The organism is Novosphingobium gossypii (assembly GCF_050433305.1).
GTDB classification, from domain to species: domain Bacteria; phylum Pseudomonadota; class Alphaproteobacteria; order Sphingomonadales; family Sphingomonadaceae; genus Novosphingobium; species Novosphingobium gossypii.
This window is the reverse complement of sequence record NZ_JBNPXM010000016.1, coordinates 1-16,957: the sequence shown is the minus strand read 5'-3', so window position 1 is coordinate 16,957 and position 16,957 is coordinate 1. Positions and strand designations below refer to the sequence as shown.

Genomic DNA, 16,957 nt, shown 5'->3' with positions numbered 1-16,957 from the left:
ATACACCAAGCAACGCGGCAAGGATAGCGGGCGGATCAGCCCTGCGCGGCGTGGCTCATTTCAAAGCGCTGCACGTTGGGCGCGTCGCAGGTATAGAGCGTATAGCTTTCGTAATACTCGTCCCGCCCGCGCCGCTGGACGATGAGATGTTCCGCGTTGCGCGACCATGCGGCGGCATGCGCCTCGCTTTCCCACTCCGACATCGACAGCACTTCGCCATCGTCGGCGGTATAGCTGCGAAACAGCAGGAACCCCGGCTGCGCCTCTGCCAACGCCTCCATCGCGAAGGAGTCGTGGATATAGCCGTCGACGTCGAGATCGGGGCGCTTGCGGTTACGAAATACGACCAGAAACATCGCATTTCCCTGCAATCGATACACCGAGTCTACAAGAGGCCAAAAAAGCCATTGTGGAACACGATCTGTCCCGCTTCGGGAAGATCGCAGCCGCTTCGGCACAATGCGCTGCTCCACTGGACAAATCGCGCGATTCGCGACAAGGCGCGAGGCACTATGAGCGTGAACAGCTTCGGCCGCCTTTTCCGTTTCACCACCTGGGGCGAAAGCCACGGCCCGGCCATCGGCGCCGTGGTCGACGGGTGCCCTCCCGGCCTTGCCATCGACGAAGCGGTGATCCAGCCCTTCCTCGACGCGCGCCGCCCCGGCCAGTCCAGGTACACCACCCAGCGGCAGGAACCGGACCAGGTCCGCATCCTATCCGGCGTGTTCGAGGCGCCTGACGGCGTGCGCCGCACCACCGGCACCCCGATCAGCCTGATGATCGACAACGTCGACCAGCGCTCCAAGGACTATTCCGAAGTGGCCGTGGCCTACCGCCCCGGCCATGCCGATTACGCCTACGACGCCAAGTACGGCTTTCGCGACTATCGCGGCGGCGGACGTTCCTCCGCCCGCGAAACCGCCAGCCGCGTGGCCGCGGGCGCGGTGGCCCGGCTGGTCATCCCCGAAGTCACGATCCGCGCCTACGTCTCCGAGATCGGCGGCGACATGATCGACCCGGGCAAGTTCGACGAGGCGGAAATCGCCAACAACCCGTTCTTCTGCCCCGATGCCGCAGCCGCCCTGCGCTGGGAAAAGATAGTGGATGACGCGCGCAAGAGCGGGTCTTCGGTCGGCGCGGTGGTGGAATGCTATGCAACCGGCGTTCCGGCCGGATGGGGCGCGCCCCTCTATGGAAAACTCGACGCCGATCTGGCGGCGGCGATGATGGGCATCAACGCGGTCAAGGGCATCGAGATCGGAGACGGTTTCGCCGCCGCCCGCCTCTCGGGCGAGCAGAACGCCGACCCCATGCGCCCCGCCGCCGAAGGGCCGGACGGCGCGCCGCAGTTCCTCGCGAACCACGCGGGCGGCATTGCCGGCGGCATCTCCACTGGCCAGCCGGTGACCTGCCGCGTCGCCTTCAAGCCGACCAGCTCGATCCTCACCCCGCAGCAGACCATCAACCGCGACGGCACCGCCGCCGAGATGTTCACCAAGGGCCGCCACGACCCCTGCGTCGGCATCCGCGGTGTTCCTGTGGTGGAAGCGATGATGGCTCTGATCCTCGCCGACCACAAGCTCCTCCACCGAGGCCAGTGCGGCTGAGCGCCGCGCTCATCGCAGCCTGGGGGTCCATCCGGACCTCCGGCAAGGGCTGTGTCCAGAAATCGAGAACCCTTAGCCCTGCAAAAGCCCTAAGCGCGCCGTGCCTGCCAATATGACGGAATTTGGCTGGGGCGACGCTTCCTTCTCGGAAAGCACCAATGTCTTTGGGAAAGCGCCCTCGGGTGAATGGTGCCGCTTACGGGACTCGAATTTAGACTTTAATAGATTGAATTCTCATAATTTAGTTTTCAGCCCTATCATCAGGGCCACCATGTAAGCCCCCAAGAAAGTTGGTGAGGATTCGGCAGGAGTTCGAGTCCCCAACCGGAATTTGGGCGCGCTTTCCCACCATGTTTTACGGCGTAGGAGCGGCGGGAATTGGGACTTTCGGGACGGTCTGCTTCGGAGCGCTGTCGATCGGATAGCGGACATACCTGATCAAGCATTGATGTAAGCTCACGCCGACATAGCGGCCGTTAGATGGCTTGAGATAGGTCTCTGAAACCTGCCGCTCGTTCATCGCGCCGTTGCGAGGAAGCGGCTGGCTGGAATCCAAGTTCGAACCCTCAAACCCCAACGCCAGATTGTTCGTCACCACAAGTTATTGGACCGTCGGCGACCCCACGGCAGCTCGAAATCGGCAATCTTGGTTGTGCGCTGCATATCATCGCCTCCAGCGGATCTGTCCGCCTCTCACTGCTTTTCTATGCCATTCTAGTTCGGCGTCTGTTCCAGTCGGAGGCTCATGGAGTCAAGTCTCGCGCAATCGATGACTGTTCATCGAAATGCTGGAGGCTGTCACGACATGAGTAGAGGCAACCTGTCCCGCACTTCTGCGGCGAGGGCATGGTCAGGAAATCTCTCGATTGCCTTTCGCCAAACCCGCGCCGCAGCGATGAGATCGCCGTCGTTCCAGTGGACGCCGCCCAGGTTGAACATGGCGATGTCATAATCAGGATCGAGTGCTATCGCCTTCCCATAGGCCGCGATCGCCTCAGTCGAGCGCCCGGCGTTCCCATTCGCCACGCCTAGTTGGAACCAGCTCATCGCATCGGGCTGGAGATGCTCGGCCTGCTCGGCAAGGATCGGGCGGCTTTCCTCGTAGCGACCAAGAAAATTGAGCGCAGTGCCGAGGCAATAGCCATAGTGGCCGCCCTCCAATTCATAGGCCTTGCGGTAGCAGTGTTCCGCTTCTTCCCATTTATCGACGTCCTGTGCCCAATGGCCGAGGCGATCCCAGGGCAGCGCAGCATCCTCGGCATCGACTTTCGCAATATGCTGGTCAAACATTGATCGAAACGCGTCGTACGAACCCACATCTTCGCCTTCCTGCCGGAGGTAGAAGCTTGTCAGCAGCCGCTCTGCTCGCGCACGTCCAAGCTCGGGATGCGCCGCTATGCAGCGATCCCAGAAGGGCAGCGCTAAGCGCGCAGTCTCGACGGACATGCGTCCGAATGCAGCGACCTGTCGCGCGCACCAAAGCCAAATCCACGGGGCGTCGTCCGCCTCGCTCAACAGACGATTGATCTCGCGAAAGGCCGCTCGGCCGTCACCGAGGCTAAACAGGATGTTCGTGCGCCAGCCAGAAATGGCCGACGGCCGGCCCATCTGTCGCTCCGTAAAGACGACGCGATCGAAACACTCGAGCGCCTCTTCGTAGCGGCCATTACGATGATGATAATGCGCCAGCGCATTATGAGCCTCCGGAAGGTTCGGGCTCAATCGCAGCGCTTCACGATAGTGCTCCGCCGCAATGTCTTCCTGTCCGAGCCGCTCAAAGCTTGTGCCGAGATTCTTGTAGCACTGCGCTGCCATCTCCGGCGTCCCGGCGAAATCGGGATCGTCGAGCGCCGCCATATAAAGGGACTTGGCCTCTTCTTCGCGGCCCAGCGCCGAAAGCCCATTGCCGATGGTATAGTGAAGGCTGCCAGGCTGGTAGCGGCCCGTCGCAAGTTTCGACCGGAAATGCGCCACGGCTGACTCGATCCGCTTCGTATTGGGCACCTGAAATCCCATACCGAGATTGATCTCCGCCATGTAGCAGAAGCCCATGGCGTCGTTATCCGCGCCAAGCACGGCGTGGAGCTGTTCGAAAGCGGCGCTCAGGACCATGTCCGCGCCGCTGTCGTAAAGCTGCTCGGCAAGCTGCCGCGCGAGCGCCGAATCTTCCGGCACATGAAGCTGCGGCATGGCCGTCCGCAATAGGCCAGGCAGTGCCTCGGGTGTCGCCGTCGACTGCGCGATCCTGCTGTCACGAGCAATTCGTGAACCAGAGCGAGCAAGGTCGGCCAGCCGGGCGAGGCGTTCTAACGTGAGCTCCTCGATGAAAGGGATCGTTAGGGTCCGCTGTACGGTCCAGTTCTTGCCGCTGTGCTCATACTGACGCAGCACGGCTTCGACGAAGCTGACGCGAAGGGATTTCGTTGGTGCGTGATAGGCCACATAGAAGCTGTAGGGCTGCGCGATAAGATAATTCAGGTTGGCCCGATCGACCGAAATGCTGAGCGAGTTGTCGGCATTGAGGGCACGCTCGGTGCCCTTGAGCTGGACATGCACGCGGACATTCGTCGCATGACCATCAATGACCGCTTCGATCTGGCAATCGGTACCATAGTCCTTCCGGTCCGATCCTTGGAGAACGAAGTCGCTGCTTTGCGCGATAAGCGCCTGAAACGCTGCTTCGGTTTCGTCGTCCAAGGCGTGGTTGCGGTCGCGTTTGGGCAGATCATCGAACGAACTCATGCCATCTCTTCTCAGCGTCAGATTGAAACCGAATTCCGGAAGTCGGCCTCGTGGCCGCCCAGCGTGCGGCGTCGACGATAGACTAGAATGAAAAGCACAGAAAGGGAACAAACGGTCGATGGCGCGACCTCTCCACAATATCTCTTGCCGTCGTCGAGTAGACTCGCGGACTTCTGTACGATTTTATGCAGATGAACCTGAAGGCCACGCCGTCACGCCGGAAGAAGCTAGGTTGATGGCACAGTTCGCCGAATGCTTCGATGTGTTCATGGCTGATTTCAGCGCGCTTCAGGCCGGCATCCTGCCATGGGCGCCAGCGCAAGCCCGCCGTGCCGCGCGCGAAGCCGATCGCATCTTTCGCGAAGAACTCGCCGCGCACAAAGCCCAAGGCTGCGGCAGGATCGAACCCGAGGCGTAGCATGACGAACAATGCCACCGAGAAAGCAGACGCCTACGCCGACCCCATCGCCTCGCGTTTCTGGCGCTTGCTCGATTAAGGTAAGCGGGCTTTCGCGCTGGTCTCGAATGCCGCGATCTTCAAACCATTCGATCTCTTGAGGTGCGGCTGGACGCGGAAGAGCTCCCTCTTTAAATGACCTTTGTTGCCACTGAATACTTGGAGGAATGTCCAAGAGGAAAGAGAATGCCGATGGCCCTGAAGCAAAGAGAAAAGACGACGCGAAAAAGCGCACGGGTCAGTAGGCAATCTCTCGTGGAGGCTGGGCAGCTTCCGATAGAGCAACTCGTCGCGTTTGCCATTCGCGAAGGGCGGCGGCCTCGCCCGATCTACACCGCACACAAATGGTTCGCGCGCAGACTGGGATCGGTGTTTCGCAGCTTGCTCATCGGCGTCACGTCGGAGCCGGATGCCGATTTCGGGGAACTTTATTACGGAGGCGCAGATCTTACCGGCTTGAAGGTACTGGACCCTTTCGTCGGTGGCGGTACGTCGGTTTTCGAGGCATCCCGGCTCGGCGCCACAGCATACGGCTGTGACGTAGATCCTGTTGCATGCGCAGTCAGCCGCCTGGAGTTAGGGGCGGCAGACCTACCGGATTTGGGCGCTACCCTCACCGATCTGAAGGAACGGGTCGGGAGCCGCCTTGCAGAGTTTCACGTCAGATACGGCGACCAAGTGCTGCACCACTTCTGGGTACAGGTCGTGGAGTGTGCCGGCTGCGGAAGCCATTTCGATGCACATCCCAATTACGTCCTTGCTGACGACGGCACGACGCGCCACGCTTTCTGTTCCGCCTGCGGCGCAATCCACGATCTACCCGCGCGCACCGCGTCATTCGAATGCGACAGCTGCGGAAACCGTACCGATTGCGATCGCGGAACTGTCCTGCGGGGGCGGGCCGAATGCCCTCACTGCGAGCACAGCGATCAGCTCATTGAGTATGGACGGCGTGGTGGCGCCCCGCGCTGGCGGCTTTTTGCGGTAGAGACGATCGCGGGCGACGCCAGCGTGCGCATGGTGCCCATGTCGGAGCGCACCTTCCGAAAAGCCATCGACGAGGACGTGCGCCAGTACGAGCGTGCAAAGGTGGCACTCGCGGAAGCAGAGTTGGCAGGAGAGGTGTTGATCCCGGGCGACGAGATAGACACGTCGGGCTGGTCGGACGAACGGTTGAGCGCCTATGGCTATTGTCGCTGGCGCGACCTTTTCAATGCCCGACAGCTGCTGCATCTCGGCCTGCTAGCCAAAGAGATCTCGCTTCTTGAACATCCTCTGCGCAGCGCGGTCGCGATGGCGTTCAGCGATCATCTGACCACGAATTGCATGATGGCGTCCTACGCTGGAGGATGGCGGCGTCTCACGCCGCTGTTCTCGCTACGAGCGTTCCGGCATATCCAACGTCCGGTCGAGCTCAATCCATGGATCGAGCGGGCGGGGCGCGGCACATTTCCTAACGCTATCCGCAAGCTCACTGCCGCCGCCGCCTACGCGCGTAGTCCCAAGGAGCCGCTGGGAGCGAAAGCCTTCGTCAATGTACCCACGCGGGCCCGTCGGCGGAAGAACCAAATTCACATGGGGACAGCGGGCAATCTCGCGTTTCTCCCGAGCAAATCCATCGACGTCGTCATGACGGATCCGCCCTATTTCGACAACATCGCCTATTCCGAACTCGCGCGCTTCTTTGGCCCATGGCTACAATGCCTCGAGGTGCTCGACCCCCGCGAGCAACAGGACATATTGGCCAATAGCCTCGTCGCCAATAAGTCGCGTGCCGGGAGTGTCGAACGCTACACGGATGGACTGGGGCGGGCTTTCGAAGAGATCGCCCGGGTGCTGAAGCGCAACGGCATCGTCGCGTTCTCTTACCGGCATACCGATGCTCCAGCTTGGCAGGCGCTCGCGGAGGCAATAGCTCGCACCGATTTGCGGATCACAAGCGTTCTGCCCATGCCGGGCGAAGCTGGCAGCGGCCTGCATGCGCAGGGCGAGCGCGGGCTCTGGGACGCGGTATTCGTCCTTCGACACGGTGCCAAGCCTACTCCCGTCCTAAAAGTCTGGGAGCAGGAAGTGGCCGAGGTTGAGGCAGAGGTCACGGTGTGGCTCAAACGGTACGGCGACCTGGCCCTGCCTTTCAACGCGATCGACGCGACCGCACTGCGTAGGGCCGCGCTTGTCGGCAAGGCATTGGCTCCGAGGCGAAGACAGAGACGATCGGAGCCGATCACGCTTGAGGATGCTCTGCGCTGAACTTAGTTGAGAAAAGTAATTGGGGGAAGTCAATGCCGTATCTCAGCAAACGTGTGGTCAGCAATTACTTCAGGACCGATTGTTCTCGTCAACTTCGTCTTCTCCTTTCGCCGGAAAACAAACAGTATCAGCCGGAGCGCGATGCACAGGGCATGCCGCCGAAGACTGTCGCTCGCGCCGGAATGGCGGCGCTGACTCAGGAAGGCAGCCGCTGGGAGCAGGATAAGCTCAAGGATCTGCAGAGCACGTTCGGTGTTGCATCGGTCATAGGCACCGTGACCGGAACAGAGTTCCAAGACCAAAAATTACAGAACGTGATGTCCCGGGCGCAGCCTGGTGCGTTTCTGGTTAGGCCCGAGTTCGATGTTGGCCTAGGCTTTCAAACTGCCATCGGCATCGACGCTTTGGTTGTCACGCATTCTCTAGGCTTTGCGAAGCTAGTGCCCGACTTGATTCAGGTCCTTTCCCCCGCAGACGTGGGCCGGATCGTGGAGGCAGATGGCTCAGTCCACGACGCGGATGGTCGGATCGGATTGCGCGTCATTGACATCAAGATGACTGCCGAGCCGAGCGCGTCGTACTTTGCGGAGATCACCTACTACTCGTTGGCGCTGGCAGGCTGGCTTGCCGACAACGGTTTTGCCGACAGATACGCGGTCGTCGCCGAGGCGGCCATCTGGCCGGGATCGCACGACGCGGCGGCGATCGTTCGGCTCAAGGCGGATCGACTCAGAGCGGGCACCACACCAACCGCGGACGAATTGGCTACCGCGCTGGGCGAGGACATCGAGACGCTCGAGATCGACGTCTTCTCACCGCGACTCAGGCACTTCTTCGTAGTGGAGCTTCCTCAGGCGCTGGCCAGTCCTTGGAAGGATCTCGACTGGCATGTAGGCACCGGCTGCAGCGGCTGCGAGTATCTGGGCTATGTATGGAACGCGACCACTGCGGAACATCCGGATCACTGCATGCCCATGGCCGAGGCGCAGGGGCATCTCAGTTCCATCGCCTTTCTCCCCCGCGGCGCTCGGCGCGCACTTGGCGACCGCAACATCAGTACCACTGTCTCGCTGGCTCCACTGCAGGCCGACGACGCGGTGTTCGACTGCCATCCAAAACTGCGAGCCACACGGACAGTCGTTGCGGGCCGTGCGCACTCGCTTGCGACCGGTACCAGCGATATTCCCGCCGGCTCGGGCACGTCAGCCGTCATTCCGAACTGGGCGGACCTCAATCTCTATCTGTCGGCCGATTTCGATGTCGGTAGCGGCCTGACACTGGCCTTCGGCGTCGGCGGCCATTCAAATATCAACGGTCAACGCGAGAAGGTCGAGGCGCAGGTCTTCGTGAACGACACGCGCAGCGTCCAGAGTGAAACTCGCGAGCTGATGAGCTTCCTCGCCTATGTCGAAAGGGCGCTCTCCGATGCGGCGAAGGCCAAGGCGGACGCGACGGTCCAGATCTACATCTGGGACACCGTCACCTACGAGCACATGCTACGCGTGATTGGCCGCAACCTCCAGCACGTCCTGGCCGACGGCAATCTCAAGAAGCTGGCGTGGTTGTTTCCGCCAGAGGAGATTATAGAGAACGCAAAGTTGCGCTCGGCAAATGCGCCCATAACCATCGTCCGCAACGCGGTCCAGGCGCTGGTGGCGGCACCCATTCCGCACTACTACTCGTTGCTCGGACTAGCGCGCACCTATGCGCCGCCGCCGAAGCCTGGTGGGACGCCATTTGAGTTCCGCGTGCCTGTGATCTTTGAGGATCCGTTGTCTGATCAGGTCCCGTCGGAGCGGGCGCACGAGATCTGGACCAAGATGGGGCAGCCTCGTCCATGGAGTCAGCAGATCACCCAGCTGCGTTCGACGGTGACGATGAAGCTGCATGCCCTTCATTCCGTCATGTGGCGCTTGCGCCTCGACCTCCAGGGTCAATTGCGTAGCCGTGCGCCGAAGATCGTGGAGATCAAGCCGCCGGCATCGCTCCAGAGGGTAAGTGCCGACGGGCAGATCTGGTATGCCTTCGCTGGGCTCAATGCCCAAGTCATCAGTCTGGAGCACGCTATTTCCTTGGCAATGCCCGTGCACGAGCGGGAGGCCAAGTATCTTGCCGCACGATTGGAGGTGGAGCTCACCGGCGCTGACCTAGCTACCGCCGCATCGACGCTCGGGATCGCGCTGCGTCCTGGGGTACGAATCTATACGCTCGCCGAGGGATCCCGCGAAGCCAAGTTTGAGGAGGGCGACTTCCTCTGCGCGCTCTCGCCCGCTTCCGTACCGGACTTCTATTCGCGCAGGATCGGCGAGTTCACCGGCGGCGTTCCGCTCGCTTTGGATCTACCGGGTTGGATCAGGGAGTTCGGCTTCGCCGGGTCTCTGACGGGAACGCAATTGCTCGCCATCGACCGCGACGCCCGGCTAGTCGCCGTATCCTTCAAACCAGAGGTCGATACCTATCTGCGACAGATCGAATCAACGCTTGACCTGCGCCGTGACGTCGTCCTCGACCGACGGGTCCAAGACTTCCTGACGGGAAGGCTCGAGACTGCGCTCAAGGCGATCGGCAATCCGCCTTTAGCGATGAGTGCTGGAACGCCGACAGCCAACGTCATCGGGAAGGCAGCGCCCAAGACTGCGACCGCGCATGTGCCCGTGGCGGAGGTGCTTTGGGATACGAAAAATGCGGCGCTCGTTCCTACAGGCAGGAATACTGCAGCGACACGGGCGACGCTGGAATCTCTCGATACCAAGCTCAACGATAGCCAGTGGGATGCGTGGCGCGAGGCGATGGAGAAACGCGTCGCTCTTATTTGGGGGCCGCCCGGAACGGGAAAGTCGCAGACGTTGCGCGCCATTCTGCTCGGGCTGCTTTTAGAAGCTAACGCTGCTGGTAGGGCGATCCGGATCCTCGTTACGAGCAACACCTACGATGCGACCGACAATGTCGTGTTGCGCACCTTCCACCAGATAATCTCACTCGGAGAGGCGACGACGGGCAAGGTGCGACTGGCTCGTCTGCGTTCCGGTTCGAAGGAAGATGCTCCGGGCCTGCCGGTGGGCGTCAATCTCCTTAATGATAAGGATGCGCCCGGCATCCGCGACCTGCACGATCTGCTGGTCGCCGGGACCACGTCCACGATTGTGTCGGCGCCACCTCAGCAGGTAACTAAGTTTGCCGGCCTAAAGGGCAATGTGGCCCAGCCGCTCTTCGACGTGGTACTGATCGACGAGGCGTCCCAAATGGACATGGCGAACGCCGTGCTCGCCTTGGCACCGCTCGCCGAAGGCGGCTCGACAATTGTTGTCGGCGACCCCAAGCAGCTACCGCCTATACAGGCAGTGCAGGCCCCCCTCGGTCTCGAAAAGCTCGTTGGATCCATTTACGACTTCGTCGCGGACCATCGAGGGGTGGCTTCAAAAGATCTATTGGAGAACTACCGTTCGAACAGCGTGATCGTCGGCTTCGGGCGCTTCGCCGGTTATCCAGCCGGCCTGACCGCTCGGTTTCCTGATCTGCGTATGCGGCTGGAGACGCCGCTCCCTGCGATAGCACCTGCGAACTGGCCCGGAGGTCTTGCGTTCGGTACCGAACTCGCTCGTTTGCTGGAGCCCAATCAGCCGGTTTCGGCCTTCATTTATCCGGAAGGACGCAGCAGCCAGTGGAATGACTTCGAAGCCCAGACCGTGGCGGCGCTGCTCTGGATGCTTCGGAGCCATCTCGGCGCTGGTCTCGAAGCGGACCCGCATGCGACTGGCCTCGGGCTGCATGACGCGAAGAGCTTTTGGACCGACGCTGTCGGCGTTGTAACGCCGCACCGCGCCCATAAGGCGCTGGTGGTGTCCAAGCTCCAGTCCCTCTTCGAACCGCTCGGTGACGACAGCGGGCTCATTCGCAGCGCAGTAAACACCGTTGAGCGTTTCCAGGGGCAGCAACGTGATGTGATCATAGCCAGTTATGCGCTGGGTGATCCTGACGCGATCGCTGACGAGGACGAGTTCCTCCTGTCGCTCAATCGTTTCAACGTCATGGCCTCGCGGCCCCGCGCCAAGCTGGTGGTGTTGGCGAGCCAGGAGGTGATCAACCACCTTCCCGGTGATCTCGAGGTAATGCGCGATTCGCGTCTTTTGAAATACTTCGCAGAGACTTTCCTCGACGATCGCACCAACTGTGAAATCCCGTTCATAGACGGACAAAGAGTGGTCCGGAAAAGTGGTTCACTTAGATTTCGCAAGTAAATGTAAATTATAGATTGGAATATTGCATTGAGTATGGATCGCAGATCATTAAAAGACGGGTGGATTATATTTTTAGGCGTGACGATCAGGGACGTATTCACAGCCAGTATTTCTTCCAGTTTAATGTCGAATTGGAAGGAATCCGATGCCTCGTCGAGCTTGATCGCTTACACTGCCGCTGGAACCGTTTAGGAATTCCTCGCTGCCGGCGTGCGGCGATGATCGTTTAAATGGCTGACGTGAGCGCCTCGGCGTTCATGTCGTTCCGAACCGGTCGTTGCCTCAAAAGCGGTGGTCTTTTCTGAATATCGCCTGACGCCGGTTAGATAATCCGTGTTATGCGACGGACATAAGGAGAGATTCGAGCGGCGAGTGGAGTATGTTGGGCGACATATTGTTGTGTTGGGGCAACTTCTGGGGTAGCACGAACTTAATGAGAACAATGATGATCCTTGTAGCAATCATTGCCCTGCCGCTTCTGCTCTGGCTTCTGATGTCGCTCGTTGCGGCAATGGCGCGGATTTGGCGCGGGGGAACGGCTGAAGCGCGCGAATTTGGCCGCGCCGGTGTGACTTTGCCGCGTTTCATGTTTGCGAAGGTTCGTCGCCAGGATAGTAGCTCGCTCGTTCCAACGCGTGCGGGCGTTGGCGTACGCTATCGGAACGGCAAGTTCGTCATCCGAGAAACCCGGACAATCTCCAAAGATATCTTTTGATTCTGGACGGGACCGATGGGGGAGGCTCTGAAACCGGACCCGTGGACGGGTGCTTATCGTAGCTACGCTGGCTGGGTTCCCAATGTGAGGAGCCACCTTTCCTATAGCATGATCGGGGCCGCGAAGGATGCCTGCACCTTCACAGAGCCTTATCGCGCACGGCCATCGCGCGTGATGATGGTGCACCAGCACCGCGTCATCAACGACTATCCGCTGCCCAAATGCGTTGCCGCCTGGCTCAATCCTGACATTGCGCTCCATTGGGTTCTGGACGCCGTTACCGAAGTGACCGACATCCCGATCATGAAGGAGGGCGAACCCGAACCGGAAAGGGATCGGCAAGGCCTGTTGCGCGGAACCGTACGGATGCTGTCCTACCTTGAGAACAAGCGATTAAGGCAGACCCAAACGGCCCTCCTGAAGGAAGTTAATCGCAAGCTGAATATCCGGTCTTACGATCCCGATATCAACGGCGATGCGGAAGCGACCGATCGGACCATCGATGCTCACCGTATCGAAATCATGGGCTGTGTTGAGGACGCAGGGCCGGCGATCGTCCTTCAATTCGCACTCATGCGCACAGGAGAGTGCCGGGTCTGGTATGATGCCCAGCCAGGCGACGTCGGTGCGGCAGGCACGCCTGCCGCGCACATCGAGAAGCAGCTCGATTGGCTGGCCGCCCAAGCCTATTATTTCATCAAGGATGTCGTTCACGATCACACCCATCACGACGCCACCTCGGATCAGATTACGCCGCTCTTCCGCTTCGATTCCTCTCGTAAGGAGCGAGACCATAGCGACGAAATCGCTTGGCGCCGGGAAACGTTGTGGAGCCTTTCACGCGAAATCGAACGGCTCAACCGTGAAGGCGGCCTGACGGATCAGCGCAAGGCGCTCGGCATCATCGCTTATGCGGAAGCATTTCAGGCCTCACTGATGGGCCATGTCCGGACGCAGGGCGAGGGGCAGCGTTTCGAGAAATCGACTTCGGTGCACGACTATGATTTCAAGCATTTGAAAGATTCCATCAAAGCCAGCATCGATGTCAACGCGACGCGGCTAACCCAAAAGATCCAAATCGCAATCGCTGCGCCGACGATCTTCATCGCTACTACCGCGCTCGTGAGCTCGCTTGTCAGCGCTCATAATGGTTCAATGCCTCCCTTGGTAAAAGGCGCCGCTTGGGATCGGACAACCCTGGGCGCCGTCGATCCCTGGCTTCCCTGGCTCGCCGCGAATCCGGCGCTCACCGGCTTCGCCGTCATGATTTGTCTTCTGATGGCCATCGCCTATTTCCTGCTGGACGGACGCGCGGGCATCTACAATGCGGGGCAGCGCATGTTGTCGCAGTTCGGTAGAGCCCTCGCGGTCACACTGTTCGGCTCGCTATTGTGGCAGTGGCTGTTCCTTCTGTTCTACCATCTCCTGCTGGTTGCAGCCGCTTTCGCGCTCACCATGCTGTGTTTCTTTACCGTAATGGGCGCGGTGACGACATGACGCGTCCGGACCTCCAGCTATGGTCTTTGCGCGCCAGCGGCCGGGTCCGGCACGATGACGATGCCCGGACCGATTTTGAGATCGACTATGCGCGCGTCATCCATTCCGGCGCCTTTCGTCGCCTCCAGGGCAAGACCCAGATCCTCTCACTCGGGGACGATGATTTTTATCGCAGCCGCCTCACCCATTCGATGGAAGTGGCGCAGATCGCCGAAGGAATAGCACAGCAGCTTCGCTCGCAAGCTTTATCTGAACCGATCGCGGGCTTGATCCCGCCAGCGCCTCTCATCCAGGCGATAGGCCTGGCGCATGACATTGGCCATCCACCCTTCGGGCATGGCGGCGAACTCGCGCTCAATTATTGTATTCGCGATGCAGGCGGCTTCGAGGGAAATGCCCAGACTTTGCGGCTGCTCTCGCAGCTAGAAAATTTCTCGGATGTGAACGGCGCCGACCTGACGCGGCGAGCGCTCTTGGGACTGCTCAAGTATCCCGCGCTTCGCGCTACCGTCGCGAACCTAGACATCGTTCCGCGCCTCGTGACGGCACCAACGATGATCGCCGTCTTGGATAGTACGAGCTGCAAGCCCGCTAAATCCTGCTATGACGAAGACGCTGCCGCGCTGGACTGGGTACTCCAACCGCTTTCTTCCTCAGACCGCGATGCGTTCGTGGCAGTGACGCCGAAACCCGGAAAGCACGGGGCGACGCAGCATAAATCCTTCGATTGCACCATCATGGATGCCGCTGATGATATCGCTTATGGCGTCCATGATCTGGAGGACGCGATTGCTCTCGGCTTTATCGACCGCGAGGATTTCAGCGCCGCGGTCGATGCGCCGCTCTGCGATCATCTCGAGACCAGCCTCCGACATCGACCGTTGGTTATCGGGGGGCGAGCAGACCGCGCGGAACTCATCGATCGGCTCTTCGGTGCGCCGAGTGCCCGCAAGGCCGCAATCGGCCGGCTCGTGCACTATTTCATCCGCTCGATCCGCGTGACCGAGGAGCCAGTCTTTGCCGAACCGCTCTTGCGGTGGCGCGCCGTTCTCGAGCCGGGCGCAAAGACGCTGCTCCAAGCCCTGCAGGATCTGATCGTGCTCAAGGTCATCGACAGTCCGCGTGTCCAGCATCTCGAATTCAAAGGGCAGCGCATGGTCATGGCGGTATTCGAAGCCATTGCCAGCGATCCGATGCGGCTCCTACCTCCGGCCCTTGCGAGGTCCTTTGCAGAGGCCGGTGCTCCGATGCGGCTTCTGTGCGACCATATAGCAGGCTTCACCGACGGCACGCTCCTGCGCACCTATGAGCGCTTATTTAGCCCACGCATGGGATCGGTCTTCGACCGGATTTAAAGGATCGTCTCAGGCCGCGATCACGCGCGTAGGTACACCTGATTTGCGCGCCACGTCCGCCATATGGCTGGTCATACCGATCGCGCCCATGATCTCGACGCCGGATTCCCCGTTGATGTCAGCGAGGAGCGCGCGAAACGCCTCGAGGCCGGATGCCGCATCGAAGCCGATCCAGTGCGCGCGCTCGCCAGGCACTAGGACATGTTCAGTGCTTTCCGTCGCGCCGCGATGGAGCTGAACGATCCAGACCCGCTCGCCATCATGCACCCATTCTGTGCGGATCGGTCCGAAGGCATCGGCCAAGGCTTCGCCGGCACGAAGGACGTCGGACACAATGCTTCCCGGTAATGCCTCGGGCAAATGAGTGCCGAGCATGAAAGCATCGCCAACGCCCGAAACGCCCTCGACCACGATCCGCCCATCGGCGGTCACAAGGCTGGCGCCTGCATAACGCGCGCGCACGCCGGCCTGTGCGAGTACGGACGCGATTGCCGTGCCGTTGGGATCTTCCTCAGCTAGGAGCTTATAGGGATCGAGCCAGCCGCGGTGGGTGGTGAACAGTCCCGGCTGTTGTTCGGTCGGGCAGGTCCGGATCCAGCTTTCATGCGAGCCCGTCTCAGCGCCGAACACGAATGGAGCAACCCGTCGCGGCAGCGCCATGGTTCTCGGCACGGCAGCACCGCAGAGATGCGCCATGAGAAGGCCATATAGCTTGTCACCAATATGACGGCTGAAGCGGTTGGGCCATTGATAGGTCGCTAAGGCCGACTCGTCGCCCGTGTCTTCCTGTTCCCAAAGAAGCGTGTGCGTCGCCCGCCAGCCGCGCGGCTGTGGATGAATACTGAACTCGACACGACCTGTCGCGCCGCCAAGATCGGGCGCGAAACCATAAACGGTCTTGAGGAGATTGAACCCTAGCGCCTGGGGTAGCGACACGGTGCCGGGCTTTTCGACGCACCGTGGTGTATCGTCGGGCGCGAACTCGATCACGCCGCCCTGAATGACCCCCGAGACGCCGCCATCCTCGACGTTGATCGTCTCATTGGCGATCGTGAAGAGTCCCTCGGCTGTAAGCCGTTCAAGCACTGCCAGGACATCGTCAACCGTCTTCAATGCATAGACGAACTCACGGCTTCGCGGACTGTCGGGCGTGTAGCTGCGGACATTGACCGTACCATCGAGCGCTCGCTCGAACAGGGCTGCCACAGCAGTGCGCGAATCGGGAAACATTTGGTTGGGAGCATGGCCGAGAATACGAAGATAGGCTTGACGTGGGCCCCTCTGCTCAGGAACAAAGCTCACAAATTGGGCCACATTTCCCTTCTCAGCCAGCGCATCAAGCGATTCGTCTTTGCGCAGGTGCATGCATACTCCTCATCAGATCCAAGCGTGCCACAAACGGCCTTGGCCCGCAAATGGGTTGACCGCGAGCCAATATCGATCAGGCTATCGCTTGGCTATTTTAACAAGTGAATGTTCTTTGTATGTTCTCATGTCAAGCATGAGGGGAAGTGAGAACCGTTCTTGTTCCACATCGCACAGCTTGGATAATGCCACCGTTGATAGTCATATTTTATCTGCAAGCCGAAACATTGCTGAGAGGTAGACCAGCGGGCTAGCGGCCATCTTGAGCATCCCTATTGGGGAAAGCGGACGGACCGCATGTGGGAATGACAAATCGACACCCGAATGGCCGACATGGGTCGACGGTGTACAAGCGCCCGGCATGTAGCTATTCGAATTCGGCTGTTTCAGCAGGGCGCATGGGGACAAATCTCGCCGCGTCGATGCCGCGTGCGTGCAGGCCTGCCGTCAGTCGCCGGGCGGGTTCGTCCCAGGGTTCGTCCGTCAGCTTGAATGTCCCCCAGTGCATGCCGACCGCCGCCTTTGCTTCCAGATCCAGCATGATCTGGATGGCATCGTCGGGATCGGTATGCTGGGCTGCCATGAACCAGCGCGGCGCATAGGCTCCGATCGGCAGGATCGCGACATCGACCGGCTCGAAGCGCGCCCGCAAGTCGCGAAAAATCGCACCTGTGCCATAGCCCGTGTCCCCGGCGAAATAGACCGTCCTGCCAAAGGCCTGCAGCATGAAC

General features: G+C 60.4%; 11 protein-coding genes. 7 read left to right on the top strand and 4 right to left on the bottom strand.

The window, feature by feature from the left end; all coding sequences use genetic code 11:
* Positions 1-35: 35 nt before the first annotated feature.
* Positions 36-356, bottom strand: a complete 321-nt coding sequence (locus tag GGR40_RS20185) for an antibiotic biosynthesis monooxygenase family protein (RefSeq protein ID WP_429278049.1) — start codon at positions 354-356, stop codon at positions 36-38.
* A gap of 156 nt (positions 357-512) precedes the next feature.
* On the opposite strand from GGR40_RS20185, the gene aroC reads away from it, so the two are divergent.
* Positions 513-1,607 carry a chorismate synthase gene (gene aroC / locus GGR40_RS20180; protein ID WP_429278048.1) on the top strand — a complete coding sequence of 365 codons (1,095 nt, stop codon included), beginning with the start codon at positions 513-515 and terminating at the stop codon, positions 1,605-1,607.
* 798 nt (positions 1,608-2,405) lie between these two features.
* On the opposite strand, the gene GGR40_RS20175 is transcribed toward aroC, so the two are convergent.
* Complete coding sequence (locus tag GGR40_RS20175) at positions 2,406-4,349, bottom strand: tetratricopeptide repeat protein (protein ID WP_429278047.1); 1,944 nt, start codon at positions 4,347-4,349, stop codon at positions 2,406-2,408.
* Between the two features lie 235 nt (positions 4,350-4,584).
* On the opposite strand from GGR40_RS20175, the gene GGR40_RS20170 reads away from it, so the two are divergent.
* The 6 genes from GGR40_RS20170 (at position 4,585) to GGR40_RS20145 (ending at position 14,861) form a co-directional block, all read left to right on the top strand.
* Positions 4,585-4,767 carry a hypothetical protein gene (locus GGR40_RS20170; protein ID WP_429278046.1) on the top strand — a complete coding sequence of 61 codons (183 nt, stop codon included), beginning with the start codon at positions 4,585-4,587 and terminating at the stop codon, positions 4,765-4,767.
* Positions 4,768-4,992: 225 nt separating this feature from the next.
* Positions 4,993-7,056, top strand: a complete 2,064-nt coding sequence (locus tag GGR40_RS20165) for a hypothetical protein (RefSeq protein ID WP_429278045.1) — start codon at positions 4,993-4,995, stop codon at positions 7,054-7,056.
* Positions 7,057-7,088: 32 nt separating this feature from the next.
* On the top strand, positions 7,089-11,294 hold the full coding sequence (locus GGR40_RS20160) for a DEAD/DEAH box helicase (RefSeq protein ID WP_429278044.1): 4,206 nt from the start codon (positions 7,089-7,091) through the stop codon (positions 11,292-11,294).
* 442 nt (positions 11,295-11,736) lie between these two features.
* The gene (locus GGR40_RS20155; RefSeq protein ID WP_429278043.1) at positions 11,737-12,009 is read left to right on the top strand and encodes a hypothetical protein; all 273 of its coding nucleotides are present in this window, start codon (positions 11,737-11,739) and stop codon (positions 12,007-12,009) included.
* 108 nt (positions 12,010-12,117) lie between these two features.
* On the top strand, positions 12,118-13,506 hold the full coding sequence (locus GGR40_RS20150; RefSeq protein ID WP_429278042.1) for a hypothetical protein: 1,389 nt from the start codon (positions 12,118-12,120) through the stop codon (positions 13,504-13,506).
* Positions 13,503-14,861 (top strand): anti-phage deoxyguanosine triphosphatase, encoded by a 1,359-nt coding sequence (locus GGR40_RS20145; RefSeq protein ID WP_429278041.1) that lies wholly within the window; start codon positions 13,503-13,505, stop codon positions 14,859-14,861. Before GGR40_RS20150 ends, GGR40_RS20145 begins: the two co-directional genes overlap by 4 nt.
* Before the next feature lie 9 nt (positions 14,862-14,870).
* Here GGR40_RS20145 and GGR40_RS20140 read toward each other — a convergent pair whose 3' ends face one another.
* Both GGR40_RS20140 and GGR40_RS20135 read right to left on the bottom strand, forming a co-directional pair.
* Positions 14,871-16,226: a hypothetical protein gene (locus tag GGR40_RS20140; protein ID WP_429278040.1), complete on the bottom strand. Its 1,356-nt coding sequence runs from the start codon at positions 16,224-16,226 to the stop codon at positions 14,871-14,873.
* A gap of 367 nt (positions 16,227-16,593) precedes the next feature.
* Positions 16,594-16,957 (bottom strand): MBL fold metallo-hydrolase (locus GGR40_RS20135; protein ID WP_429278039.1); only part of this gene is annotated, 364 nt, incomplete at its 5' end.

Excerpts from the sequence above, each read along its gene's own strand:
- GGR40_RS20185 (WP_429278049.1), bottom strand. The coding sequence starts at position 356 with ATGTTTCTGGTCGTATTTCGTAACCGCAAGCGCCCCGATCTCGACGTC.
- aroC (WP_429278048.1), top strand. The coding sequence starts at position 513 with ATGAGCGTGAACAGCTTCGGCCGCCTTTTCCGTTTCACCACCTGGGGC.
- GGR40_RS20175 (WP_429278047.1), bottom strand. The coding sequence starts at position 4,349 with ATGAGTTCGTTCGATGATCTGCCCAAACGCGACCGCAACCACGCCTTG.
- GGR40_RS20170 (WP_429278046.1), top strand. The coding sequence starts at position 4,585 with ATGGCACAGTTCGCCGAATGCTTCGATGTGTTCATGGCTGATTTCAGC.
- GGR40_RS20165 (WP_429278045.1), top strand. The coding sequence starts at position 4,993 with ATGCCGATGGCCCTGAAGCAAAGAGAAAAGACGACGCGAAAAAGCGCA.
- GGR40_RS20160 (WP_429278044.1), top strand. The coding sequence starts at position 7,089 with ATGCCGTATCTCAGCAAACGTGTGGTCAGCAATTACTTCAGGACCGAT.
- GGR40_RS20155 (WP_429278043.1), top strand. The coding sequence starts at position 11,737 with ATGATGATCCTTGTAGCAATCATTGCCCTGCCGCTTCTGCTCTGGCTT.
- GGR40_RS20150 (WP_429278042.1), top strand. The coding sequence starts at position 12,118 with ATGATCGGGGCCGCGAAGGATGCCTGCACCTTCACAGAGCCTTATCGC.
- GGR40_RS20145 (WP_429278041.1), top strand. The coding sequence starts at position 13,503 with ATGACGCGTCCGGACCTCCAGCTATGGTCTTTGCGCGCCAGCGGCCGG.
- GGR40_RS20140 (WP_429278040.1), bottom strand. The coding sequence starts at position 16,226 with ATGCACCTGCGCAAAGACGAATCGCTTGATGCGCTGGCTGAGAAGGGA.